20 protein-coding genes are annotated in these 22,634 nt (G+C 68.6%); 11 read left to right on the forward strand and 9 right to left on the reverse strand.

The features are described 5' to 3' along the window. The first annotated feature begins 113 nt into the window (after positions 1-113). Complete coding sequence (locus ASE43_RS00375; RefSeq protein ID WP_157499593.1) at positions 114-1,004, forward strand: hypothetical protein; 891 nt, start codon at positions 114-116, stop codon at positions 1,002-1,004. Further along, positions 988-1,461 carry a hypothetical protein gene (locus ASE43_RS00380; RefSeq protein WP_157489247.1) on the forward strand — a complete coding sequence of 158 codons (474 nt, stop codon included), beginning with the start codon at positions 988-990 and terminating at the stop codon, positions 1,459-1,461. The genes ASE43_RS00375 and ASE43_RS00380 overlap by 17 nt, the downstream gene beginning before the upstream one ends. 141 nt (positions 1,462-1,602) lie before the next feature. Here ASE43_RS00380 and ASE43_RS00385 read toward each other — a convergent pair whose 3' ends face one another. Further along, the gene (locus ASE43_RS00385; protein ID WP_056174119.1) at positions 1,603-1,941 is read right to left on the reverse strand and encodes a hypothetical protein; all 339 of its coding nucleotides are present in this window, start codon (positions 1,939-1,941) and stop codon (positions 1,603-1,605) included. Positions 1,942-2,258: 317 nt separating this feature from the next. Between ASE43_RS00385 and ASE43_RS00390 the strand changes: the two genes are divergently transcribed. Both ASE43_RS00390 and ASE43_RS00395 read left to right on the forward strand, forming a co-directional pair. After that, positions 2,259-3,170, forward strand: coding sequence for a sel1 repeat family protein (locus tag ASE43_RS00390; protein WP_057159099.1), 912 nt, complete (start codon positions 2,259-2,261; stop codon positions 3,168-3,170). A gap of 40 nt (positions 3,171-3,210) precedes the next feature. Further along, positions 3,211-3,621, forward strand: coding sequence for a hypothetical protein (locus ASE43_RS00395; RefSeq protein WP_057159100.1), 411 nt, complete (start codon positions 3,211-3,213; stop codon positions 3,619-3,621). A gap of 132 nt (positions 3,622-3,753) precedes the next feature. On the opposite strand, the gene ASE43_RS22850 is transcribed toward ASE43_RS00395, so the two are convergent. After that, entirely contained in the window at positions 3,754-5,574 is a 1,821-nt protein-coding gene (locus tag ASE43_RS22850) for a PHB depolymerase family esterase (protein WP_057159102.1), read from the reverse strand. Between the two features lie 224 nt (positions 5,575-5,798). On the opposite strand from ASE43_RS22850, the gene ASE43_RS00405 reads away from it, so the two are divergent. Further along, positions 5,799-7,010, forward strand: coding sequence for a glycosyltransferase (locus ASE43_RS00405; protein WP_057159103.1), 1,212 nt, complete (start codon positions 5,799-5,801; stop codon positions 7,008-7,010). Positions 7,011-7,424: 414 nt separating this feature from the next. Here ASE43_RS00405 and ASE43_RS00410 read toward each other — a convergent pair whose 3' ends face one another. Then, a complete protein-coding gene (locus tag ASE43_RS00410; RefSeq protein ID WP_082607017.1) occupies positions 7,425-8,828 on the reverse strand; it encodes an MFS transporter in 1,404 nt (467 codons plus the stop codon). Continuing rightward, entirely contained in the window at positions 8,825-9,871 is a 1,047-nt protein-coding gene (locus tag ASE43_RS00415; protein WP_200956175.1) for an NADP-dependent oxidoreductase, read from the reverse strand. The genes ASE43_RS00410 and ASE43_RS00415 overlap by 4 nt, the downstream gene beginning before the upstream one ends. A 63-nt stretch (positions 9,872-9,934) precedes the next feature. Between ASE43_RS00415 and soxR the strand changes: the two genes are divergently transcribed. The 3 genes from soxR (at position 9,935) to ASE43_RS00430 (ending at position 11,474) form a co-directional block, all read left to right on the forward strand. After that, positions 9,935-10,384 (forward strand): redox-sensitive transcriptional activator SoxR, encoded by a 450-nt coding sequence (gene soxR, locus ASE43_RS00420; protein WP_057159105.1) that lies wholly within the window; start codon positions 9,935-9,937, stop codon positions 10,382-10,384. A gap of 206 nt (positions 10,385-10,590) precedes the next feature. Further along, complete coding sequence (locus ASE43_RS00425; protein ID WP_056174131.1) at positions 10,591-11,100, forward strand: DUF1993 domain-containing protein; 510 nt, start codon at positions 10,591-10,593, stop codon at positions 11,098-11,100. Between the two features lie 77 nt (positions 11,101-11,177). Further along, positions 11,178-11,474 carry a hypothetical protein gene (locus ASE43_RS00430; protein WP_056174133.1) on the forward strand — a complete coding sequence of 99 codons (297 nt, stop codon included), beginning with the start codon at positions 11,178-11,180 and terminating at the stop codon, positions 11,472-11,474. Between the two features lie 133 nt (positions 11,475-11,607). Here ASE43_RS00430 and ASE43_RS00435 read toward each other — a convergent pair whose 3' ends face one another. From ASE43_RS00435 to ASE43_RS22060, 5 genes are all read right to left on the reverse strand, one after another. Continuing rightward, positions 11,608-12,171, reverse strand: a complete 564-nt coding sequence (locus tag ASE43_RS00435) for a GNAT family N-acetyltransferase (protein WP_057159107.1) — start codon at positions 12,169-12,171, stop codon at positions 11,608-11,610. 4 nt (positions 12,172-12,175) lie between these two features. Next, positions 12,176-12,709 carry a tail fiber protein gene (locus ASE43_RS00440; protein WP_056174136.1) on the reverse strand — a complete coding sequence of 178 codons (534 nt, stop codon included), beginning with the start codon at positions 12,707-12,709 and terminating at the stop codon, positions 12,176-12,178. A gap of 35 nt (positions 12,710-12,744) precedes the next feature. Then, positions 12,745-13,275, reverse strand: a complete 531-nt coding sequence (locus tag ASE43_RS00445) for a tail fiber protein (RefSeq protein WP_056174138.1) — start codon at positions 13,273-13,275, stop codon at positions 12,745-12,747. A 27-nt stretch (positions 13,276-13,302) separates the two neighbouring features. Then, positions 13,303-13,827 carry a tail fiber protein gene (locus tag ASE43_RS00450; protein WP_056174140.1) on the reverse strand — a complete coding sequence of 175 codons (525 nt, stop codon included), beginning with the start codon at positions 13,825-13,827 and terminating at the stop codon, positions 13,303-13,305. Between the two features lie 298 nt (positions 13,828-14,125). Beyond that, entirely contained in the window at positions 14,126-14,281 is a 156-nt protein-coding gene (locus ASE43_RS22060) for a hypothetical protein (RefSeq protein WP_162250609.1), read from the reverse strand. Here ASE43_RS22060 and ASE43_RS00455 point away from each other — a divergent pair. From ASE43_RS00455 to ASE43_RS00465, 3 genes are all read left to right on the forward strand, one after another. Continuing rightward, a complete protein-coding gene (locus ASE43_RS00455; protein ID WP_057159109.1) occupies positions 14,280-20,798 on the forward strand; it encodes a putative Ig domain-containing protein in 6,519 nt (2,172 codons plus the stop codon). The genes ASE43_RS22060 and ASE43_RS00455 overlap by 2 nt on opposite strands. Before the next feature lie 138 nt (positions 20,799-20,936). After that, a complete protein-coding gene (locus ASE43_RS00460; RefSeq protein ID WP_157499595.1) occupies positions 20,937-21,305 on the forward strand; it encodes an excalibur calcium-binding domain-containing protein in 369 nt (122 codons plus the stop codon). A 146-nt stretch (positions 21,306-21,451) separates the two neighbouring features. Beyond that, positions 21,452-22,075 (forward strand): hypothetical protein, encoded by a 624-nt coding sequence (locus tag ASE43_RS00465; RefSeq protein WP_157489251.1) that lies wholly within the window; start codon positions 21,452-21,454, stop codon positions 22,073-22,075. Positions 22,076-22,634 lie beyond the last annotated feature (559 nt).

The raw sequence follows: 22,634 nt of genomic DNA on the forward strand, positions 1-22,634 counted from the left end.
TAGGATTGTGTTTTATCTTCAGGCAACTCGAAGTGGCGCGTTTCTCCAATGCGAACTGGCGAGCGCATGCCGGCGATGGCCGGAGACGAACAAGACGGCGTAGGAGCGAAGGAATGCAATCCAATCAGCGCCGGTCGCGTACTGCGATCGTGCTCATAGTCTTGGTGACGGTGGGTCTGGTGGCGGGCTGGTGGTGGAGCCGGCGTGGACAGGATGCGACGCCCATCGCGCAATGGGCCGCTCCTGCACCCGCGCCGATCGCAGGTGTCGACCCGCCGGCCGACCTCGTCGGCGGTGATCCCGCTGGCGATATCGCGCGGGCACGCCGTCCCGGCGCGGCGCGACGGGACCTGAGCACCGAGCGCAGTTACGACCTGCCGCGCGGTCGCGCGCTGGACGTGATCGCAGCCCTGCAGCCGCGTGCCGAGGCCGGCGACAACGACGCGGCGTTCTATCTGTTTCTCAAGATCGAGGGCTGTCGTTACCAGCTCTATCACAGCGGCGACAACAACCGTCCGGCACCGATCAGCGGCGACAGTGTCGAGTCGCAATTGATCGCGCGCACGTCACCGGATTGCCACGGGCTGACGCCCGAGCACTACCGGAACAACCTGCGTTGGCTGGAGCAGGCCGCCGACAGCGGATTGATCATGGCGCAGCTCAGCTACGCCGGAAATGCCGAGGCCGTGGTCGGGAATTCCTCGCAGATGCTGGCGAACCCCGAAAAGGTCATCGCCTACCGGCGCAAGGCAATGGGCTACCTGCATCGTGCGGCTGCCAACGGCAGCGTCGGTGCCCTGCACAGCCTCGGCGATGCTTACCACTACGGCGTGCTAGCCCCGCGCGACCCGGCTCGCGCCTACGCCTATGCCTACGCGGAAAGCCTGGCCTTGCCGCAGTACGGGCAGTTCCGTCTGGGCAACTACGCGAAACAACTCGATCCCTCACAACTGGCTGCGGCCACTCAACAAGGAAGGAGAATTTACGATGCGTGCTGCAAATAAACACAAGGTGTGGCTCGTCGCTGCGCTGGCGATACCGCTACTGGCTGCGGGTACTTGGCTGGTGGCAGCTGAACGCGGGCCTTTCGAATGCGACAACGGCTGTCAGATCGGCTATCCCAAACCCGATCCCGCCACCTTGGACTACATCGAACGCATGAAGCCCTTGTTCAATCGATGGTTCGGCGATGTGTTCTGGAACAAGGGCGACATCTACATCGTCTGCAATGCGACTTATTGCGCGAAGTACTACATCACCGACGACTTCGGCATCTTCGGTACCAACGACGGACGCATGGAGCGCGAAGGCGGCGACAGCGGTAGCGGCAATGCCAGCGGCGGTGGCGAAGCCGGCGGCCAGGGTGGCTACAACCCGGGTTGGGACGGCGGTGGCGGTGGCAGCACGGGCGGCGGTACCGGCACGGTGTACGTCGGCGATCCGCAGACGGTGCAGGAGTGATCCTGGGGCGGCGTCCGTATCGCACGGACGTCGCTTTGGGCCGGTTGTTCCGCACGAACGCAACGCCGCCGCGGCTGACGGGCGATCGGCTCGCCAGCTGCGGCCCAGAGGTGCCACGGCCGAGTCGGTTAGCTCAAGGCATCACGTACTCCACCCGCAACTTCGCGCTCGCGCCGCGATCGATCCACAAATAGTTCGTCGCGTCTGCGGGCTGGCGTAGCGCAGGCGTAGCTGGGTGCGGCTGTCGCGGTTGATCGCGGCCAAGCCGGCGGCGTCGAAGGCGGTGCTGGTCTGGCTACTGCCTGAGTCGTAGATCGCCTTGTGCGGCGGCTCGGTATTGCGCAGGTAACGGGCCTTGGGCTCGGTTGCGTATTCGTACAGCGCGTGGTCGCCGCGGACCTCGTGCGCCTGGGCGTGGCGCTGGCGCAGCATCTCGCCCAATCGGCCTTGCGCGAGCAACTCGCGCACACGCGCCAGCAAGGTTCGGGATAGCCGTTGAGATAGGTCGGTCGCTGCAACGATAGACGCACGGCAGGCGCGATGCGCAGCGGCCAGCGTGCGTGCTAGCTCCTCCTACAAGCACGCAAATCATGAGTATTCCATCGTCGTACGAGGTGCCTTCGGTGTGTGCAAAACACGCCGTGACTTCTATCGCAACTTCAATTTGGAATTGATTTTCATATCAGGACTATGTTTTTCTTTTCGTCAAATGGCGGGCTCATTTGTCGAATGCGAGCTGGCGAAAGCATGCCGGCCTTCTCGCCGGCGACCTAGATGGAACGAAAAGGAGCGAAGGGATGCAGTCCAAGCGCGGGTCGCGCATCGCGATCGTGATGGCGTTGTTGCTGGCCGTGGGGCTGGGTGCGGGCTGGTGGTGGAGCCGGCGTGCGCCGGAACCGGATGCGGCCGGGCCGATGGCCAGCGCCGGACCCGCCGAGCCGCCGGCGACGGCGACGGCGACGGTAGCGGCGGCGCACGAGCGCGACGTCGATGGACCGGCCGCCGAGCTGCTGCGGGCGCGAGCGCCGAACACTGTGCCTCGGGTATCGACTTTCACTCGCAGCTACGACCCGCCGCCCGGACGCGCGGTGGACGTGGTGGCGGCCCTGCAGCCGAGAGCAGAGGCGGGCGACAACGAGGCCGCCTTCTATCTGTTCGTCAAAGTCGAAGGCTGTCGCTACGCGCTCTATCACGGCGCCAGCAGCGGCGCGCGACCCGCGCCCGTGCGCGGCGACGATGTCGAAACGCAGTTGATCGCGCGTACGCCCACGCAATGCCACGGCCTCACCCCCGATCAATACCGGAACAACGTGCGCTGGCTGGAGCAGGCCGCCGACAGCGGCATCGCCATGGCCCAGCTCAGCTATGCACGGAATGCGGAAGCGGTGATCGGCAACTCCTCTCAGATGCTTTCCGATCCTGAGAAGGTCATCGCTTACAGGCGCAAAGCCATGCACTACATGCAGCGGGCCGCGGCTGGCGGGAGCATCGAAGGGCTGACGAGTCTCAGCGATGCCTATACCTACGGCGTGATCACCCGACGAGATCCTGTGCGTGCCTATGCGTACTACCACGCGGTAGGGCTGGCCGACCCACGCTTTATCAGTGAAAGGCGGATGAGTGCCCACGCCAGTCAATTAACTCCTGAGCAACTGGCACTCGCGACTCTACAAGGAAGGAGGATCTATGATGCGTGCTGCAAACAGTAAAAAATGGCTGATAGCTGGCTTGGTGGTTCCGGTTTTGGTCATGAGTGCTTGGCTGGTCGCGGCCGAACGTGGGCCCTTCATTTGCGACAATGGCTGTCAGATCGCCCACCCCGTGCCGGACGGCGCGACCGCGAAATATGTGGAGCAGATGAAGCCCTTGTTCAACCAATGGTTCGGCGACATGTTTTGGAACAAAGGCGACATCTACATCATCTGCAATCCGACGCATTGCGCGAAGTACTTCATCACGGACGACTTCGGCCTGTTCGGCACGAATGATGGACGCATGGAGCGCGTAGGTGGCGACAGCGGTAGCGGCAATGCCAGCGGCGGTGGCGAAGCCGGCGGCCAGGGCGGCTACAACCCGGGTTGGGACGGCGGTGGCGGTGGCGGCACGGGCGGCGGTACCGGCACGGTGTATGTGGGCGATCCGCAGACGGTGCAGGAGTGATCGTGGGCGACGCCCGTGTCATGGGGCGTCGCTTTCCGGCTTGTCGTTCCACCAGAACGCCATGCATGAGTGGCTGGCAGGCAATCGATCCGTCAGCTGCGATCCGCATGCAGTGCGACCGGCCCGATGAGTTCAGGGCATCACATACTCCACCCGCAACTTCGCGCCCACGCCGCGATCGATCCACAGATAGTTCGTCGCCGTCTGCGGGCTGGCGTAGCGCAGGCGCAGTTGGGTGCGGCCGCCGCGATTGATCGCGGCCAAGCCGGCGGCGTCGAAGGCGGTGCTGGTCTGGCTGCCGCCGGTGAAGGGCGGTAGCTGAGCGACCGCGGTGGCGCTCGCGGCGGCGGCGTAGTCGGCGGCCTCGATGGTGCAGGCGCCGTAGCAGCCGTTGCGTACGTCGATCAGCAGGGTATTGCCGGCCGGGTTGCTCCAGGGGTCGCCGTAGGCGCTGCGGTAGACCACGCTGAGGGTGGCGGAAACGACTGTGGCGCCGTCGGGAATCGCGGCGGTATCGAAGGACAGCAGGCTGCGGTTGTACTTGCCATCGGAGCCGCGGCCGGAGGCCAGGCCATAGGTCGCTTCCAGGGTGCCGACGACGGGCGCGCCGCCGTTGGCGTCGGCTTTGACGTAGCCGTCGTTGGCGTCTTCGTTGTCGAAGCTCAGCACGCCGCCGCCGCCGGTACCGCCGCTGACACTGACACCGACCGCGGCGGAGCTGCCGACGTTGCCGGCCAGGTCGTAGGCGCGCGCCTGCAGGCTATGCGCGCCGTTGCTGCTGTTGGCGCTGTTCCACGTGCCCGTATACGGCGCGCTCGCGTCGTTGGCGATCAGGTTGCCGTCGAGCAGGAACTCGACCCGGTCCACACCGACGTCGTCGCTGGCATCGGCGCTGAGGGCGACGTTGCCGCTGACGGCGGCGCCGTCGGCAGGCGCGGTCAGCACGACCTGCGGCGCGATGCCGTCCAGGTTGTCCAGGCCCCAGAAGCGCGCGATGTAATAACTAGAGCAAATGTTGACGTCGAGGATGTAGGCGCCGGCGGTGCCGCATTGGCTTTCGCCGCTGCCGGGATCGACCGGGGTGCCGTGGCCCATGCCGGCGATCGTGTAGGTTTCGACCAGGGCGCGGCCGGCAGCGTCGCGGTAGACCTGGTGCGGATAGCCGGCGACCGTGTCCTGCACCTCCGGGATCTGGTCGATGCCGTGCACGTTGGTCCATTGCTGCAGGATTTCGGTCTGATTGGCCGGGCGCACGGTGTAGTCGGCGTCGCCGTGCCAGATCGAGACGATGGGCCAGGGGCCGGCGTGGGGGCTGGCGGCGCGCACCTTGTCGCCCCATTGCGCGGGCGTGAGGTCGCTGCCGGGGTTCATGCAGCCGAAGGCCGCGCTCTGGCTGGTCGCGCAGCGGTAGGGGATGCCGGCGACGATGGCGCCGCCGGCGAACACGTCGGGATAGGTGGCGAGCATCGCCGAGGTCATCGCGCCGCCCGCGGACAAGCCGGTGACATAGACGCGGTCGGCGGCGCTGGCGTGGTCGCTGCGCATGCGGTCGACCATTTGCTTGATCGACAGCGCTTCGCCTTGGCCGCGGGCGATGTCGCCGCTTTCGAACCAGTTGAAGCAACTGCTGGAATTGTTGCCGCTTTGCTGTTGCGGCAGCAGCAGCGCGAACTGCCAGCGCTGGGCCAGCAGCTCCCAGCCGGTTTCGGCGTCGTAGCTGGCCGCGCTTTGGGCGCAGCCGTGCAGGGCGACCACCAGCGGCGCGTTGGCGGGCAGGCCCGGCGGCACGTACTTGAACATGCGCAGGTTGCCGGGGTTGCTGCCGAAGCCGGTGACTTCGGTCAGGGCCAGGGCGGGCGTGCTGATGGCGAGCGCGAACAGACCGGCCAGGGCGACCGGCAGGAAACGGCGGCGACGTGCGGGCGTTGTGGCGGTGCGAGACGGGACAGTCATGCGGTCGACTCCTTCGGACGAGGATCCTGCGGGTGACGCGGAACGGGCGGCGACGTGGTTCCCCGGATGCGCCCGATGCCGGCGGAGTAGGCCATGCCGACAGGCGGCTCACCATCGTCCGATGGGGCAAGCTGCGCTGCAGCATCGAGCGCGAAGGCGGTCGCCGGCCGCCGGTTCAGGCCGCCGCCATAAATCCGTCATCGCCTCGCCATAGTCTGGTGGCCATGAACATCCTGATGCTGTCCGACGTGTATTTCCCGCGGGTCAACGGCGTCTCGACGTCGATCCGCACCTTCGCCCAGTCGCTGGCGCGCATGGGCCACGCGGTGACCCTGGTGGTGCCGGACTACGGCCCCGGCAGCGGCCAGGAGCAGCACGACGGTCACGGCGAGTTCGAGATCCTGCGGCTGCCGTCGCGGGTGATCTTCTTCGATCCGGAGGACCGTTTGATCCGCGCCTCCGCGCTGCGCGAGGTGGCCGAGACCTTGGCGGCTCGCGATTGGGACGTGATCCACATCCACACGCCGTTCCGCGCCCACAGCCTGGGCGTGCGCCTGGCGCGGCGGATCGGGCGGCCGACGGTGGAGACCTACCACACCTATTTCGAAGAATACGTGGGCCACTACCTGCCGTGGCTGCCCGCGCCGCTGCTGCGCGCGTTCGCGCGGCGCGCCTCGCGCTCGCTGTGCCATGGCGTGGATCATTTGATCGTACCGACCGCGCAGATGGAGGACGTGCTGGACCGCTACGGCATCACCACGCCGTCGACGGTGCTGCCGACCGGCATCGACCTGGGCGAATTCGCGCGCGGCGACGGGGCGCGCTTCCGCGCCGAGCACGGCATCGCGCCGCAGCGGCCGACCCTGGTGACGGTGAGCCGGCTGGCGGTCGAGAAGAACATCGCCTTCCTGTTGCGGGTGGCCAAGCGGCTGGTCGCGGAGTTTCCGGAGCTGTTGTTCCTGATCGCGGGCGAAGGCCCGGACGCCGAACGTCTTAAGCGGCTCAGCGTCGAATTGAAGTTGCAGGACCATGTGCGTTTCTTCGGCAATCTCGACCGCCGCACCACCTTGCTCGACGCCTATCGCGCCGGCGACGTGTTCGTGTTCGCCTCGCCCACCGAAACGCAGGGCCTGGTGCTGATCGAGGCGATGGCGCTGGGCGTGCCGATCGTATCGACGGCGGTGATGGGCACGGCCACGGTCCTGCGCGACGTGCGCAGCGCGGTGGTCAGCGCCGAGGACGAGGCCGCGTTCGCGGGCCATGTCGCCGACGTGCTGCGCTCGCCGGAGACGCGTGCCGCCTTGTCGGCCGCGGGGCCGCAGGACGCGCGCGCCTGGAGCACCGACGGGCTGATGGAGCAGGTGGTCGCCTTGTACGAGCAACTCGCGCGCCCGCGCGCCGTCGCGACGCCGATGACCGTGGAAGCCAGTTCGTAAACCCATCGCCGCGCAGGCGGTAAGCCACAGACGCGCCGCATCGCATTTCCACGAGCGAACGCAATGAAGCCGATGCGGTTATCACCGCATCCTACGGCTAATGCGCAGCGTTCTCGTAGGATGCGGTAAGCCGCAGGCGCACCGCATCGCATCGCATCTCCACAAGCGAACGGGATGAAGCCGATGCGGTTATCACCGCATCCTACGGTTTACGCGCAGCGCTCTCGTAGGATGCGGTAAGCCGCAGGCGCACCGCATCGCAACTCCACAAGCGAACGGGATGAAGCCGATGCGGTTATCACCGCATCCTACGGCTAATGCACAGCGTTCTCGTAGGATGCGGTAAGCCAAAGGCGCACCGCATCGCATCTCCACGCACGAACGCGACGGAGCCGATGCGGTGGCTGCAGCCGCCTACGGCTGCACCCGCCGCGCCAGCAGCGCGCCGAGCACGGCCAGCGCCAGCGAAATCGCGAACCCGGCCAGATAGGCGCCGGCGTGGCCGTGCGGCAACAAGGCCGCGAACAGCGAGCCGCCGATCGCCAGGACGCTGGCTGTGAACAGCGCGTCGCACAGCTGCAGTGCCGAGGAGTTGAGCCCTTGCTGCGCCGGTGGCGACAGCTCCAGCGTCAGCACCGACAGGCTGGGGAAGGTCACGCCCATGCCCAAGCCGGCCAGTACCCAGCCCGACACGCCGACGGCGGTGGGCACCGTCGGCACGAGTATCGCGACGATGGCCGCGATGCCGATCGCGATGAGGCTCATGCCGATCTGCAGTAGACGCGCCGGGGCGTAGCGCTGCACCGGACGTCCGCGATACCAGGAGCCCGTCGACCAACCGACCGCGCCGACGGTAAGCGCGAGCCCCGCCGCGGTCGGCGACCAGCCACGCTCATGCGAGAGCAGCAGCGGCAGGAACACCTCGGTGCCGAAGAACGCCGACGAGGCGATGCCGCGCAGCGCGATCACGGTCGGCAGGCCGCGCGCGGCGCGCAAGGTGCCGGTCGGCAGCAGGCGCAGCGCGCACACCACCAGGCCGAGCGCGGCCAATGCGAGCAGGACGGCCGCGAGCGCGCCGCGTTGCTGGCCGGCGATATGCAACAGCAGCGCACTGGCGGCGGCGCCGATCGCCCAGGGCATGCGCGCGGGCGTGGCGGCGTCGGAGGCGTCGGCGTGTTCGGGCGCGCCCAGATCGCGTACCGCGGGCAAGACCAGCGCCGCCGCGGCCAGCGCGATCAACGGCACCGACAGAAACACCCAGCGCCAACCCCAGTGTTCGACGATGGCGCCGCTGATCGCCGGTCCGATCACCGCCGGCACCACCCAGGCCGCGGCGAAGGCGGCGAAGATGCGCGGGCGCAGCGCTTGCGGATACTTGCGGCCGACCACCACGTAGAGCGCGACCGACATCAGTCCGCCGCCGAAACCTTGCACCACGCGGCCCAGCAGCAGCCACGCCATCGACGGCGCCAGGCCCGCCAACAACAGACCGATCGCGAACCAGACGATGCCCTGGCGCAGCGGCGCGGCCGGGCCGCGCGTATCCGCCCAGCGTCCTGCCGCGACCATGCCGACCACGCTGGCCGCCAGCGCGCCGCCGAAGGCGAGCGCGTACAGCGGCAGGCCGTTCAGCGCTTCGGCCACGGTCGGCATCGCGGTTGCGACCGCCAGCGCCTCGAAGGCGGCAAGCGCGACCAGGGCGATGGCGCCGACGGTGAGCGCGCGGTAGCGGCGATCGAACAGGCCGGCCGCGGCGCCGTCGGCGTCGTGCGCGCGCAAGGGCGCGAGAGCGTCGGCCGCGCTGTCGGCCTCGCTCATGGCCCGAAGCCGCTGTCGCCGGTCTGGTAGACCATCAGCACCACCTTGCCGCGGCCGTGGCCGGTCTCGACGTCGCGGTGCGCGACCGCGGCGTGCGCGAGCGGGTAGATCTCCCGCACGTGCACGTGCAGGCGGCCGTGTTCGTACAGCTCGACCAGCTGGCGCAGGCGGTCGCGGTCGCATTCGCCGCGCAGGCGCAGCACGCCGTGTTCGCGCGCGCCGTCGGCGTCGACCAGGGTGCCGATGCGTTCGCGCGCGGCGCCCAGCGCCAGCGAGGCGGCGATCGCGCCGCGCCCGGCCGCGTCCAATGCCGCGCTCACGCCTTGCGGCGCGAGCTCGCGCACGCGCGCGACCAGGCCTTCGCCGTACAGCACCGGTTCGACACCCAGGGTGCGCAGGTAGGCATGGTTCTCGCGGCTGGCGCTGCCGATCACGCGCGCGCCGGCCAGGCGCGCAAGCTGGACCGCGATCGAACCCACGCCGCCGGCCGCGCCGTGCACCAGCAGGGTGTCGCCGCGGCCGACGTTGAGCGCGCGCAAAGCGACCTGGGCGGTCTGGCCGGAGGCCGAGAGCGCGCCGGCGACCGCCCAGGACATCATCGGCGGCTTGGCCACGACTTGCGCGGCGGGCACGGCCAGGACCTCGGCGTAGGCGCCGCCGTCGCACCAGCCCAGCACTTCCTGGCCGTGGTAGTAGCCGCGCACGCCGTCGCCGATCTGGTCGACGACGCCGGCGAATTCGTAGCCCAGTCGTTGCGGGAAGGCGGCGTCGGCGTCGATGCCGCGGCGCGCGAACTCGCCGTTGCGGCGCGCGATGTCGGCCGGCTGCACGCCGGCCGCGCGTACGCGCACGCGCAGCTCGCCGCGCGCCGCATTGGGCATCGCCAGCGCGGTGGGATAGAGCACGTCGGGCGAACCGTAGCGATCGAAATGCACGGCTTGCATCAGGCCGTCGTCGCCGTCGTCGAGGGCGAGGTCGGCGTCGCGATCGAGGTGAGCGCCGGAGCGGTCGAGGTCGTCCTCGCGCGCGTTGCGATTGTCCATGGCTTGACCGTAAAGAGGGGGGAGATCCAGGATAGGACCTGAACTTAAGTTGAGGTCAAGCCCATGGGTGCGGCTACCGAACTGAGCGTGGGGCAGATGGCGCAGCGTAGCGGGGTGGCGGTGTCGACGCTGCATTTCTACGAGGCCAAAGGCTTGATCCACAGCCAACGCACGGCCGGCAACCAGCGCCGTTACGGGCGCGACATGCTGCGCCGGATCGCGATCATTCGGGTCGCCCAGCGCGTGGGCATGCCGCTGGCGACGATCCTGGAGGCATTCTCGACGCTGCCCGACGGACGCACGCCCACGCGCAAGGACTGGGAGCGCCTGTCGACGATCTGGCGCGAGGAACTGGACGAGCGCATCCAGAAACTGAGCCAGATGCGCGACACCCTGGACGACTGCATCGGCTGCGGCTGCCTGTCGATCGATCGCTGCCGCCTGGCCAACCCAGGCGACGTGCTGGCCGAGGACGGGCAGGGGGCGCAGCGTTGGGAGCATGCGGGGGAGTAACGGGCAACTTCCCCCTTTGGAAAGTGGACATCGAGGGGGATTTGCTTTACCACCGCCGCGTAGGCGATCCGCCCACGCTTAGACGCACTCGCCCCAGGCGCGCATCCCATACGCCACCGCCCGCAGGACGCATCGATCCACGGTTGCGCGCGTGGTCGGACGCCGGAGGCGGCGTACCATGTGCGATTCACCCCACGAGTCCCGCCATGACCGTTTCCATGCACGCCGCCTCCGTTCCCGTGTTCAAGCAGTTTCTCGGCAGCCTCAGCGCGCTGCTGGACAAGGCCCAGGCCTATGCGGCCGAGAAGAAGGTCGACCCGGAGGTGCTGCTGCAGTCGCGTCTGTACCCGGATATGTTCCCGCTGCTGCGTCAGGTCCAGATCGCCTGCGACTTCGCCAAGGGCGTGAGCGCGCGCCTGGCCGACGCGGAGGTGCCGGTGTACGACGACTCCGAGCGCACGTTCGAACAGCTGCAGGCGCTGGTCGCCAAGACCACGGCCTTCATCGACAGCCTGGAGCCGGTGCTGTTCGACGGCGCCCATGAGCGCGAAGTGGTGCTGCGCCCGGGTACGCCCAAGGAGCGCCGTCTTATCGGCCACGACTACCTGCTGCACTACGGCCTGCCGCAGTTCCAGTTCCACGTCGTCACCGCCTACGCGATCCTGCGCCACAACGGCGTCGAGGTCGGCAAGCGCGATTACATGGGTCAGTACTGAGCCCTGCGCGCGCCGCGCGCGCTTGCATCGCGCGCGCGGCGCGGCGACCATGGTTCCCAGGTTTTAGGGGAACCCGCATGGAACTGCTGACGCTGGATCATTTCGCCCGCCACGTGAACGAGACCTTCTCGGCGGCCTTGAACGACGGCGAGGTGCCGTTCGTCCTGGTCGAGGCGCGGGCGCTGAACCCCCAGCAGGTCATGCCGGGGGCTGCGCGCGCGCCGTTCTCGCTGTTGTTCCGCAATACCTCCTCGTTCCTGTTCCCGCAGCAGACCTATCTGATGCGTCACGACAGCGTGGGCGAGATCGGGATCATGCTGGTGCCGGTCGCGCGCGAGCGCGAGGGCTTTCTGTATCAGGCGATATTCAACTGAGCGCGCACCGGCCCGCGGTCCGTTTGGCGGCTGGGTGATCCCAACCTGATTCAAGCGCTCCTGCGTGCGGCGCGGATCGTGCCGGCGTGGACGCGGCTTACGCCGCTCCTTCCCCTTAAACGGATCGCCGGCGTCAGGGCGCCGGCCAGCGCATGCGGCGGTGGGCGCCGCTGTCTTCGGTCTGGACGAAGCCCAGGCGCCGGTATAGGCGCAGCGCGCCCGCGTTGTCGGAGGCCACGTGCAGATGCAGGCCGCGGCCCAGCGCGGCGGCGTCGCGCTGGCTGTGCTCGATCAGCGCGCTGGCGATGCCTTGGCCGCGCGCGGCGGTCAGCAGGCTGATATCGACGATCAGATGATCCGGTGCGCGTCGTTGCAGGTAGTAGCGGCCGACGGGGGCGCCGTCGCGTTCGATCGCGAGGAAGTCGGCGTCGGCGTAGTGCAGCAGATAGTGCTGATGCTGGAGTGCGAACTGGCTGTCGAGGAAGGCGCGCTTGGCCTCGTCGGGCCAGGGGATGGGAGCGAGTTCCTCGGCGCGGGTGCTGGCGTAGAGCGTGCGCAGCCAGGGCAGATCGTCGTCGCGTGCGGGGCGCAATGCGAACCCGCGCTCGCTCAGGAGCGCGGGTGTCGCCAGACGGTCGTCGCGGCCTTGCGGATCGTCGCTGCGCGGAAACGGCAGCAGCCGCGATGGCGCCTGCATGGCCTCAGGGGAAGCTGGGGAAAATGCCCTGCAACGCGATGCAGAAGTTCGACGCGAGGTAGGGCTGACGGTTCTCGTGCGGCTGGCCGCCGCCGGCCGGACCGCACATGGTCGGGGCGAACTGCACGTTCGGCTGCAGCCCGCCGATGAACGGGTTGCTCGAGGTCGGGATACCCAGGTAGTTGCCGGGGGCCGGCGCACTGGTGCGCAAGGTGCCGGTAGGTTGGTTGTAGGCGGTCAGCGTATGGCTGTGTCCCGGCATTTCGCCCTGCTGCAGGGTCACGCTGTTGGAACCGAAGGTCTCGCCCATGCTGCGCGGGGTCAGGCCTTGGCCTTGGCCTTGGTTGCAGGCGGTGCGGTTGACGAAGTTGGGCAGCTGGAACGTGGTGGTGCCGTTGCCGCCGTAGTTGGTGCCCAGCAGCGAGAACAGCGCGGTGTTCTGCTGAATGGCCAGGGTGGCGCCGTTGCAAGAGGCCCAGCCGCGCGGTGCGAAATTGAATCCGAACAGCTGGATTTCGCCGATGAAAGGTTCGGTCATGGTGATGTCCTCGAATGATGGTCCGCGGCGGCCGCTCAGCTCTGCGACGGGTAGACGCCGGCCCAGGCGATGCAGTACCCCACCGTCAGGGTGGGCATCAGGTTGGCGTGCGGCTGGGTGTTGCCGCTGATCGAGACCGCGGCCGGCGCAAGCGCGGCGCCGGTGGCGCCGGTGATATCGGTGACGTACATGGTGTCGCCCGCCACCGCGCCCGGCTGCACCGTCACGCCGACCGCGCCGGTGGTGGCCGCGGCCGTAGTGGCCATCAGCGCGTGGTTATGGCTGGGCAGTTGCTGGCTGATCAGGGTCACGCTCTCGCTGCCGGACATCTGGCCGATCACATAGGTGCTCAGGCCCGGGCCGGTGCCCTGGTGGATCGGCGCGCGACCGCGCAGGTCGGGCACGGCGAAGGTGCTCTGGCCGTCGCCGCCGTAGATCGTGCCGAGCAGGGTGTACAGCACTTCGTACTCGCTGATGGGCTTCAACGAACCGTCGCAGCTGAACCAGCCGTTGGGCACGCGGCCGAAGCCGAACATACGGATTTCTCCGACGTAAGGGGTGCTCATAGGGAACTCCTGTAGATGGCTAGGGCGTCAGTTGCGCGACGGGAAGATGCCGGCCAGCGCGATCACGAAATTGATCGTGGTGTAGGGCTGCATGTTGCTGTGCGGCTGGTTGTTGCCCGTCATGCCGATGCCTTGCAGCGCGACCTGGGCACCCGTGGAGGGGGCGAAGGTGAAGGCGCTGTTGGTGCCGTACAGGGCGTTGGTCGGGTTGCGGACCGCGCTCGCGGTCGTGTTGCCGGCCACCATGTGGTTGTGCGTCGGCATCTGCGTGGTGAGCAGGGTGACGTTCTCGACACCGCCGGTTTCGCCCTGTTGATAGGGCGCCGGATTCCAGCCGCCATCGACCGAGTTGCCGAAGCCCACCGGGGTGCGCGACTGCATGTTGGGCAGCTGGAAGTTGGTGGTGCCGTTGCCGCCGTAGGTGGTGCCGAGCAAGGAGAACAGCGCTTGGTTCTGGGCGATCGGCAGCAGCTGCCCATTGCAAAGGGCAAAGCCCTTGGGCGCGAACTGGAACCCCGTGAGCATAATCTGCCCGAGGAAGACTTCGGTCATACCTTTCCCCCCAAAGGATGGTGGCACCGGACGTCATGTCCGGCGCGGTGGCTACTCTCGCTCACAGCCCGTACGCCGTACAAGCTAATTTTTTGTGGCGGTGCAGCATATAAATCTGTGAAGTGGGTGGCACTTTATTTGCTGGCCGATTCCTGATTGAATGGGGGAGAGCAGTTCGCAAGGGGTGCGGCTCGGGCGTAGGCCCGGTGTCCGCGGACAGGGATTCGAGTCTCGCCGGACGGTTCGACAGCCAGCGGCCGATCGAGCTCGTGTGGTGTCAACAGGGGCAGAACATGCATCAGTTTTCAGCGCATAGCGTGGAGACGCCGCGTGCGCCTTCGCACGTCTTCTTTTCCTGGTTTTCATGGCTCGCGATAGCGCTGCTGTGCCTGGCCAGCGCATGGCCGCAGCGGGCGATGGCGGCGCCATCCACGTTCTGCCCGACCTTGAGCATGTCGGTCGCGCACAGCGGCTCGCAGACCATCAACATCAACAACTGCCATGGCGGCTTCGGCATCACCGCCGGCACCGCGACCACGCCGCACGGCACCCGCATCGTCGGCGCGCAATCGCCTGGCAACATCCCGCTGACCTATTCGCACAACGGCGATAGCGCGACCACCGACACCTTCACCCTGCAGGACGATTTCGGCGGCGACATCGTCGTCACCGTGGCCATCGGCCCGGCCTCGACCATCGTGATCGGCCCGGCCACCATCAGCCTGACCGCGGGTGTGCCGTTCAGCACCACCCTGACCGCGACCGGCGGCACCGGGTCCTACACGTACACGCTCGACAGCGGCGTGCTGCCGGCCGGCCTCACGCTGAGCGGCGCCGTGATCAGCGGCACGCCGACCCAGCGCGGTCCGCACAGCTTCTCGATCCGCGCCACCGACAGCGCCAGCGTCAGCGGCGTCAAGACCTACACCCCCAACGTCGCCAACCCGACCCTGCAGATCGTGCCGTCCACGCCGCCGAACGCGGCGCAGGGCTTCCCGTATTCGGTGACCTTCAGCACCAATGGCGGCGTCAGCCCGTACACCTATGCGCATGAGGTCGTTTCCGGCCCGCTGCCGCCAGGCCTGAGCCTGAGCGGCGCGACCCTGAGCGGCACGCCGACCGCCCTGGGCACCTTTACCTTCGGCATCCGCGTCACCGACAGCAGCACCGGCGTGGGCTCCTACTTCGAAGTCGAGACCGTCACCCTGACCGTGGTGGTCGCGCCGACCATCGTGGTCAACCCGGCCACCATTCCGGGCGCGACCGTGGGCGCGGCGTACAGCCAGACCTTCACCGGCAGCGGCGGCACCGCGCCTTACGGCTTCGCGATCACCGCCGGCGCCTTGCCGGCCGGCTTGAGCCTCAACACCACCTCCGGCGCCCTGACCGGCACGCCGACCGCGGCCGGCACCTTCAACTTCACGGTGCGAGCGACCGACGCCAACAACTTCTCGGGCACCCGCGCCTACACCCTGGTGGTGGCAGCGCCGACGACCGTGATCGCGCCGACCACCTTGCCCAACGGCACGGTCGCGGCGGCCTACAGCCAGGCCATCACCGCCAGCGGCGGCATCGCGCCGTACAGCTATGCGATCACCGCGGGCGCGTTGCCCGCAGGCCTGACGCTGAGCGGTACCGGCACGCTGAGCGGCACGCCCACGGCGGGCGGCACCTTCAACTTCACCGTCACCGCCACCGGCAGCAGCACCGGCACCGGCGCGCCGCATACCGGTTCGCGCGCTTACTCGCTGGTGATCGCCGCACCGACCATCTTGCTGCCGGCGACCACGCTGGCCAACGGCACCCAGAACGTCGCCTACAGCGCCACGCTCAATCCGGCCAGCGGCGGCACCGCGCCGTATGCCTACGCCGTCACCGCAGGCGCCTTGCCGCCGGGCATCGCCCTGAGCAGCAGCACCGGCGCGCTGTCCGGCACGCCGACCGCCGCGGGCACGTTCAACTTCGCCGTGACCGCGACCGACAGCAGCACCGGCACCGGCCCTTACAGCTCGGCGCCGCGTGGCTACACGCTGCAGATCGTCAACATCCCGCCGGTGGCCAACCCGGTCTCGGCGACGGTGGCCTACAACAGCAGCGCCAACCCGATCACGCTGAGCATCACCGGCGGCGTTCCGACCTCGGTGGCGATCGGCACGGCGGCCGCGCACGGCACCGCGATCGCCAGCGGCACCACGATCAGCTACACGCCGGTCGCCGGTTACGCCGGTCCGGACAGCTTCACCTACACCGCGACCAACAGCGCCGGCACTTCGGCGCCGGCCACGGTGACCATCACCGTCGGCAACCCGACCATCACCGTGACCGCGGGCGGCCCGCTGACCGCGCAGATCGGCGTCGCTTACAGCCAGACCTTCAGCTGGAACGGCGGCACCCAACCGTTCGTCGGCTATGCCGTCACCGGCATGCCGCCGGGCCTGCTCATCACCGGCAACACCGCCAACAGCGTGACCGTGTCTGGCACGCCGACCGCGGCGGGCTCGTTCGCGCTCAACGCCAGCGCCACCGATTCCAGCACCGGCAACGGTCCGTTCACCGTCGGCCAGGCCTTCACCCTGACCGTGAGCGCGCCCACGCTGAGCATGACGCCGGCGGCCGGTACCTTGAACGCGACTTACGCTGCGGCGTATAGCCAGACCTTCGTCGCCAGCGGTGGCACGCCGGCCTACACCTATACGGTGTCGGCGGGCGCCTTGCCGGCCGGCCTGAGTCTGGACGCCAACACCGGCGTGCTCTCGGGTACGCCGACCGTCACCGGTCTGTTCACCTTCTCGGTGCGGGCGACCGATAGCTCCACCGGCGCCGGCGCACCGTTCGCGCGCACGCAGAACTATGTGCTGCAGGTGGCCGCGCCGACGATCACGATCACGCCGGCCACCGTGCCGGGCGCGCAGATCGGCATCGCCTACAGCCAGGCCGTGAGCGCGGCGGGCGGCATCGCGCCGTACACCTACGCGGTCACCGCCGGCGCCTTGCCGGCCGGCATCAGCCTGAGCGCCACCGGCACCCTCAGTGGCACGCCGACCGCGGGCGGTACCTTCAACTTCACCGTCACCGCCACCGACAACCACTCGCAGAGCGGTTCGCGCGCCTACAGCCTGACCGTGAGCGCGGCGACCATCACCGTCGCCCCGGCGACCCTGCCCAACGGCGGCGTGGCCCAGGCCTACAGCCAGACCATCACCGCCTCGGGCGGTACCGCCGGCTACAGCTTCGCCGTCACCGCCGGCGCCTTGCCGGCCGGCCTGAGCCTGGCCAGCAACGGCACGCTGAGCGGCACGCCGACGGCGGGCGGTACTTTCAATTTCACCGTTACCGCGACCGACAGCAGCACCGGCAGCGGCCCGTACACGGGCTCGAACTCCTACACGCTGTTGATCACGGCCGCGACGGTGATCCTGCCGCCGACGACCCTGCCGAACGCGACCGTGACCAACGCTTACGGCGTGGCCGTGACCGGCGCCACCGGTGGCGTCTCGCCGTACACCTACGCGCTGGTCAGCGGCGCGCTGCCGCCTGGCCTGTCGATCGGCAGTTCCGGTGGCATCACCGGCACGCCGACCGCGCCGGGCACCTACAACTTCAACCTGACCGCGACCGACAGCAGCACCGGCAGCGGCCCGTACACGTCGGCGCCGCAGAGCTACACCCTGCTGGTCAACGACATCGTGCCGGTGGCCAACCCGGTCTCGGCGACGGTGGCCTACGACAGCAGCGCCAACCCGATCACGCTGAACATCACCGGCGGCGTTCCGTCCTCGGTGGCGGTGGCGGCAGCGGCGGCGCATGGCACGGCGACGGCCAGCGGCACCACGATCACTTACACGCCGACCGCCGGCTACGCCGGTCCGGACAGCTTCACCTACACCGCGACCAACAGCGCCGGCACTTCGGCGCCGGCCACGGTGACCATCACCGTTTCGAACCCGACCATCACCGTGACCGCGGGCGGTCCGCTGACGGCGCAGGTCGGCGGTGCCTATAGCCAGACCTTCACCTGGAACGGCGGCACTCAGCCGTTCTCCGGCTACAACGTCACCAACCTGCCGGCGGGCCTGAGCATCACCGGCACCACCGCCAACAGCGTGACCGTATCGGGCACGCCGACCGCGGCGGGTTCGTTCGCGCTCAACGCCAGCGCCACCGACTCCAGCACCGGCAACGGTCCGTTCACCGTCGGCCAGGCCTTCACCCTGACCGTGGGCGCGCCGACGCTGAGCATGACGCCGGCCGCCGGCAACCTGCCGATGAACTACGGCGTCGCCACGACGATCAACTTCGCCGCCAGCGGCGGCACCGGTCCGTACAGCTTCTCGCTGGCCTCCGGCTCGCTGCCGGTCGGGGTGAGCTTCAGCTCGGCCGGCGTGCTCAGCGGTACGCCGACCGTGCCGGGCAACTACAACGTGAGCGTTCGAGTCACCGACGCCAGCACCGGCGTGGGCGCACCGTTCGCGCTGCAGCAGAACTACACCATCGTCGTAGCGACTCCGGCGATCGCGATCGATCCGCCGAGCCTGCCCAACGGCAGCGCGGCCGTCGCCTACAGCGCCCAGCTCAGCTCCACCGGCGGTGTCGCGCCGTACAGCTACTCGCTGCTCAGCGGTGCGCTGCCGATCGGCATGAGCTTCACCTCGGCCGGCGCGTTCTCCGGCATCCCGCGTTCGGACGGCAACTTCAGCATCACCGTGCAGTCCACCGACAGCAACGGCCAGACCGGCAGCCGCGTGTACACCTTCACCATCGCCCCGGCGACGGTGACGATCTCGCCGGCGACCCTGCCGGGCGGCACCGTCGGGGTGGCGTACAACCAGAGCCTGAGCAGCAGTGGCGGCATCGCGCCGTACACCTACTCGATCGTCTCGGGCAACCTGCCGGTCGGTCTGGCCTTCAGCTCGGCCGGCGTGCTCAGCGGCACCCCGACCACTGCCGGCAGCTACACCGCCGCGATCCGCTCCACCGACGATGCCGGCTACAACACCACGGTGAACTACACCATCGTGATCGCCGACGCCGTGCCGGTGGCCAACAACGACACCGCCACGACCCTGGCGCAGCAGCCGGTGACCATCGCCGTCACCGCCAACGACACCGGCATGATCACGTCCATCGCGATCGCCTCGGCGCCGGCGCACGGCACCGCGACGGTCAGCGGACTGAACATCGTCTACACCCCGGCCACCGCGTACTTCGGTCCGGATACGCTGACCTACACCGCGATCGGCCCGGGCGGCACGTCGGCTCCGGCCACGGTCTCGATCACGGTCACGCCGCTGCCGGTTCCGGTCGGACAGCCGCGCACCGCGACCACGCTGGCCGGCCAGCCGGTGACCATCGACACCACGGTCGGCGCCACCGGTAGTCCGTACACCGGCGTCACCATCGTGACCGCGCCGGCCACGGGCACCACCACCGTGGCGGGTACCAACATCACCTACACGCCGCCGGCCAGCGCCTCGGGCTCGGTCTCGATCGTCTACACCTTGAACAACGCCTTCGGCCCCTCGGCACCGATCACCTCGACGGTCACGGTCAATCCGTTGCCGGTCGCGGTGTCGCGCCGGGTCGCCGCGATCGCCGGCACGCCGGTCACGGTCGAGCTCACCACCGGCGCGACCGGTGGGCCGTTCACCGCCGCCAACCTGGTCTCGCTGACGCCGGCCAGCGCCGGCACCGCGACCATCGCGTCCTCCGGCAGCGGCGCCAGCGCGAGCTACCGCCTGACCTTCACCCCGGCGGCTTCGTTCTCGGGCACGGCCACGGCCACGTTCACGCTGAGCAACGCCTACGCGACCTCGGCCCCGGCGACCATCGACTTCGACGTCGCCGGCCGTCCGGATCCGACCCAGGATGCGGAAGTCATGGGCCTGCTCGGTGCGCAGACCTCGGCCGCGCGCCGCTTCGCCACCTCGCAGATCGGCAACTTCCAGCAGCGCATGGAGGGCATGCACGGCGGCAACGGCGACGGCGCCCGCTTCCAGAACCGGATCAGCTTCGGCGTGGATCGCCGTTGCGCCGACGACGTGCGCCGCACGCCGGGCAGCGACTGCCGTCAGGTCGCCACCCGCGACGAGGCCGCGCCGGTGGAAACCGCTGCGCCTGCGTCCGGCGGCGGTGATGCGAGCTCGTTCACCATCTGGACCGGTGGCGCGCTCAACAGCGGCGACCGCGACAGCCGTTCGGGCAGTGCCGGGTTCGACTTCGAGACCACCGGCATCAGCGCCGGCATCGACACCCGCGTCAACGATGCGTTCGCGATCGGCGGCGGTATCGGCTACGGTCGCGACAACACCGACATCGGCCGCAACGGCACCCGCAGCGACGCCAAGAGCTACACGCTGGCGATGTACGGCAGCTACCACCCGGGCGAGACCTTCTTCCTCGACGGTCTGCTCGGCTACCAGTGGATGTCGTTCGACTCGCGCCGCTACGTGATCGCCAACGGCGGCCGCGTGCGCGGCGAGCGCGACGGCAAGCAGTGGTTCGCCTCGTTCTCGGCCGGCGGCGACTACCAGCGCGACCGCCTGCACATCTCGCCCTACGCCCGCGTCGATATCGCACGCGCGCGCCTGGACGGGTACACCGAGCAGGGCGACGCGGTGTATGCGCTGCGTTACCAGGATCAGGACGTCGATACCACCACGGCCAGCCTCGGCCTGCGGCTCGACTACAAGATCCCGGTCAGCTACGGCACCTTCTCGCCGCAGCTGCGCTTCGAGTACCAGCACGATTTCCAGGACGACAGCGCGGTCACCATGAACTACGCCGACCTGCTGTCCGGTCCGTTCTATCGGGCCGAGATCGAAGGGCTGGAGCGCAACCGGTTCGTGTTCGGACTGGGCGCGATCCTGCACACCGAGCGCGATTTCACTCTGCGCTTCGAGTACCGCGGTCTGTTCGGTAGCGATGACGACAGCGACCATGGCGTCCTGCTGAACCTGGAGAAGAAGTACTGATCGAGCAGGCGGAGGCGGCGACACCGCTTCCGCCTGTTCTCAGGAACGCCGGCGCGACGTCACCGTGAACGTCGCGCCGGCACTTTATTCCGGCGCCTCCGGCCCGAACGGGCCGGGGGCGCGCTGACGGAGGCGTGCATGCGCTGGCGGTCGTGGGGCTGGGTGGTGATGCTGGCGGTGCTAGGCGCACCGACGGCGCACGCGCACGGCGGCGGTCTCAACCGCGACGGCTGCCACAACGACCGCCGCAACGGCGGTTATCACTGCCACCGCGGGGCGCCCGCGACGCGAGCGCAGGCGCGGTCCTCGTACTCGGCTTCCGATGCCAACGCCTACGTCCCCGCGCGTGCGCAACGCTACGCGCCGGCATCCGGCTCGGCCTACCGCAATTGCACCGAAGCGCGCGCGGCGGGCGCCGCGCCGGTACGTCGCGGCGATCCCGGCTACGGCCCGCATCTGGACCGCGACAACGACGGCATCGGCTGCGAGCCGTATCGCGGCCGCTAAGCGATCCCTGCCTGGGCCAGGATGAGCGGGCACCGTGGGGCAGGGCATGGCCGGTCCGTGCCGGCTTGGACGCGACCTTGCCGATACGCGCGCCGCCGCCGCGTTCGGTGCCAAGATGCGCGCAGGTTCCCCTAACCGTGCCGCCGATGTCGCCTGCATTGCCCGTCGATCTGCCCATCGCCTTGCCGCCCGAACTCTGGGCCGAGCTGGAAGCCGCCTACGCGACGCCGCCGCGGGCGTACCACAACTTCGATCACGTGCGCGAAGTGCTGCGCCACTACGGCGAGGTCGCGGCCGGGCCGGGCTGGCAGCAGCCGGTCGAGGTGGCGCTGGCGGTGCTGTACCACGACGCGATCTACCAGGCCGGACGGCGCGACAACGAGGCGCGTTCGGCCGAACTGGCGGCGGCGCACATCGCGCGCTATCTGCCGGAGGCGGGCATCGAGGTGCGGCGGGTGGTCGAGTTGATCGATCTCACCGCGCGTCATGGGCAGATCGATCCGAGCCAGGTCGACGAGGAGGCGGCGTTGTTCCTGGATGGCGACATGGCCATCCTGGGGGCGCCGCCGGAGGCGTTCGACGCTTACGACCGCGGTATCGCGTCGGAGTATCGCGGGCACGTGCCGGGGCCGTTGTTCCGGCTCAATCGGCGCCGTTTCCTCAAGGGGCTGCTCAAGCGCGAGCGCATCTATCTGAGCGAGTTTTACCACCAGCGTTACGACGCGGCGGCGCGCAACAATTTGCGGCGGGCGATTACGACTAAGCGCTAGGGCGCCTGGCTCGGCGCTTGATTGTCGGCCGATTTGATATTCAGTGCTTTGGGTCTGGCTCCCTCCTTTGGAAAAGGATGAAGCCGTGCGGCTTACGAATCGCAGGTTCGTGCACGGGTGAACGCCAGCAGGCTCTTGCTCCTAGCTCCCTCCTTTGTAAAAGGAGGGTTGGGGAGGATTTGCTGTCGCTCTGCTTTCGTTTTTTCTGACCAAAGGTCAAAGGCTTCCGCCTGCTGCGCATTCGGGTCACTTTCTCTTGCTAACCCAAGAGAAAGTAACCAAAGAGAAGGGTTAGCGTGACCAACCCTCCCTTGCGAGTGCGGTGCGTGCGCCGGGATTTTTCGAATGGACGTCCCTGTCCATTCGAAAAACGGCGCGCGTCCTGCGCGCCGCCCTTCGGGTCTACGGTTGTCTGTGTGAGTACGGTGCTTTTGGACTTCAATGCAACGACAACGACAACGACAACGACAACCGCAACCGCAACCGCAACCGCAACCGCAACCGCAACCGCAACCGCAACCGCAACCGCAACCGCAACGGCCACGGCCACGGCAACGGC

The sequence above is a fragment of the Lysobacter sp. Root983 genome, assembly GCF_001429345.1.
Classification (GTDB): domain Bacteria; phylum Pseudomonadota; class Gammaproteobacteria; order Xanthomonadales; family Xanthomonadaceae; genus Lysobacter.

Bases quoted from the DNA above. Each gene is read 5' to 3' on its own strand.
- ASE43_RS00375 (WP_157499593.1), top strand. From the start codon at position 114: ATGCAATCCAATCAGCGCCGGTCGCGTACTGCGATCGTGCTCATAGTC.
- ASE43_RS00380 (WP_157489247.1), top strand. From the start codon at position 988: ATGCGTGCTGCAAATAAACACAAGGTGTGGCTCGTCGCTGCGCTGGCG.
- ASE43_RS00390 (WP_057159099.1), top strand. From the start codon at position 2,259: ATGCAGTCCAAGCGCGGGTCGCGCATCGCGATCGTGATGGCGTTGTTG.
- ASE43_RS00395 (WP_057159100.1), top strand. From the start codon at position 3,211: ATGAGTGCTTGGCTGGTCGCGGCCGAACGTGGGCCCTTCATTTGCGAC.
- ASE43_RS22850 (WP_057159102.1), bottom strand. From the start codon at position 5,574: ATGACTGTCCCGTCTCGCACCGCCACAACGCCCGCACGTCGCCGCCGT.
- ASE43_RS00405 (WP_057159103.1), top strand. From the start codon at position 5,799: ATGAACATCCTGATGCTGTCCGACGTGTATTTCCCGCGGGTCAACGGC.
- ASE43_RS00410 (WP_082607017.1), bottom strand. From the start codon at position 8,828: ATGAGCGAGGCCGACAGCGCGGCCGACGCTCTCGCGCCCTTGCGCGCG.
- ASE43_RS00415 (WP_200956175.1), bottom strand. From the start codon at position 9,871: ATGGACAATCGCAACGCGCGCGAGGACGACCTCGACCGCTCCGGCGCT.
- soxR (WP_057159105.1), top strand. From the start codon at position 9,935: ATGGGTGCGGCTACCGAACTGAGCGTGGGGCAGATGGCGCAGCGTAGC.
- ASE43_RS00425 (WP_056174131.1), top strand. From the start codon at position 10,591: ATGACCGTTTCCATGCACGCCGCCTCCGTTCCCGTGTTCAAGCAGTTT.
- ASE43_RS00430 (WP_056174133.1), top strand. From the start codon at position 11,178: ATGGAACTGCTGACGCTGGATCATTTCGCCCGCCACGTGAACGAGACC.
- ASE43_RS00435 (WP_057159107.1), bottom strand. From the start codon at position 12,171: ATGCAGGCGCCATCGCGGCTGCTGCCGTTTCCGCGCAGCGACGATCCG.
- ASE43_RS00440 (WP_056174136.1), bottom strand. From the start codon at position 12,709: ATGACCGAACCTTTCATCGGCGAAATCCAGCTGTTCGGATTCAATTTC.
- ASE43_RS00445 (WP_056174138.1), bottom strand. From the start codon at position 13,275: ATGAGCACCCCTTACGTCGGAGAAATCCGTATGTTCGGCTTCGGCCGC.
- ASE43_RS00450 (WP_056174140.1), bottom strand. From the start codon at position 13,827: ATGACCGAAGTCTTCCTCGGGCAGATTATGCTCACGGGGTTCCAGTTC.
- ASE43_RS00455 (WP_057159109.1), top strand. From the start codon at position 14,280: ATGTCGGTCGCGCACAGCGGCTCGCAGACCATCAACATCAACAACTGC.
- ASE43_RS22060 (WP_162250609.1), bottom strand. From the start codon at position 14,281: ATGCTCAAGGTCGGGCAGAACGTGGATGGCGCCGCCATCGCCCGCTGC.
- ASE43_RS00460 (WP_157499595.1), top strand. From the start codon at position 20,937: ATGCGCTGGCGGTCGTGGGGCTGGGTGGTGATGCTGGCGGTGCTAGGC.
- ASE43_RS00465 (WP_157489251.1), top strand. From the start codon at position 21,452: ATGTCGCCTGCATTGCCCGTCGATCTGCCCATCGCCTTGCCGCCCGAA.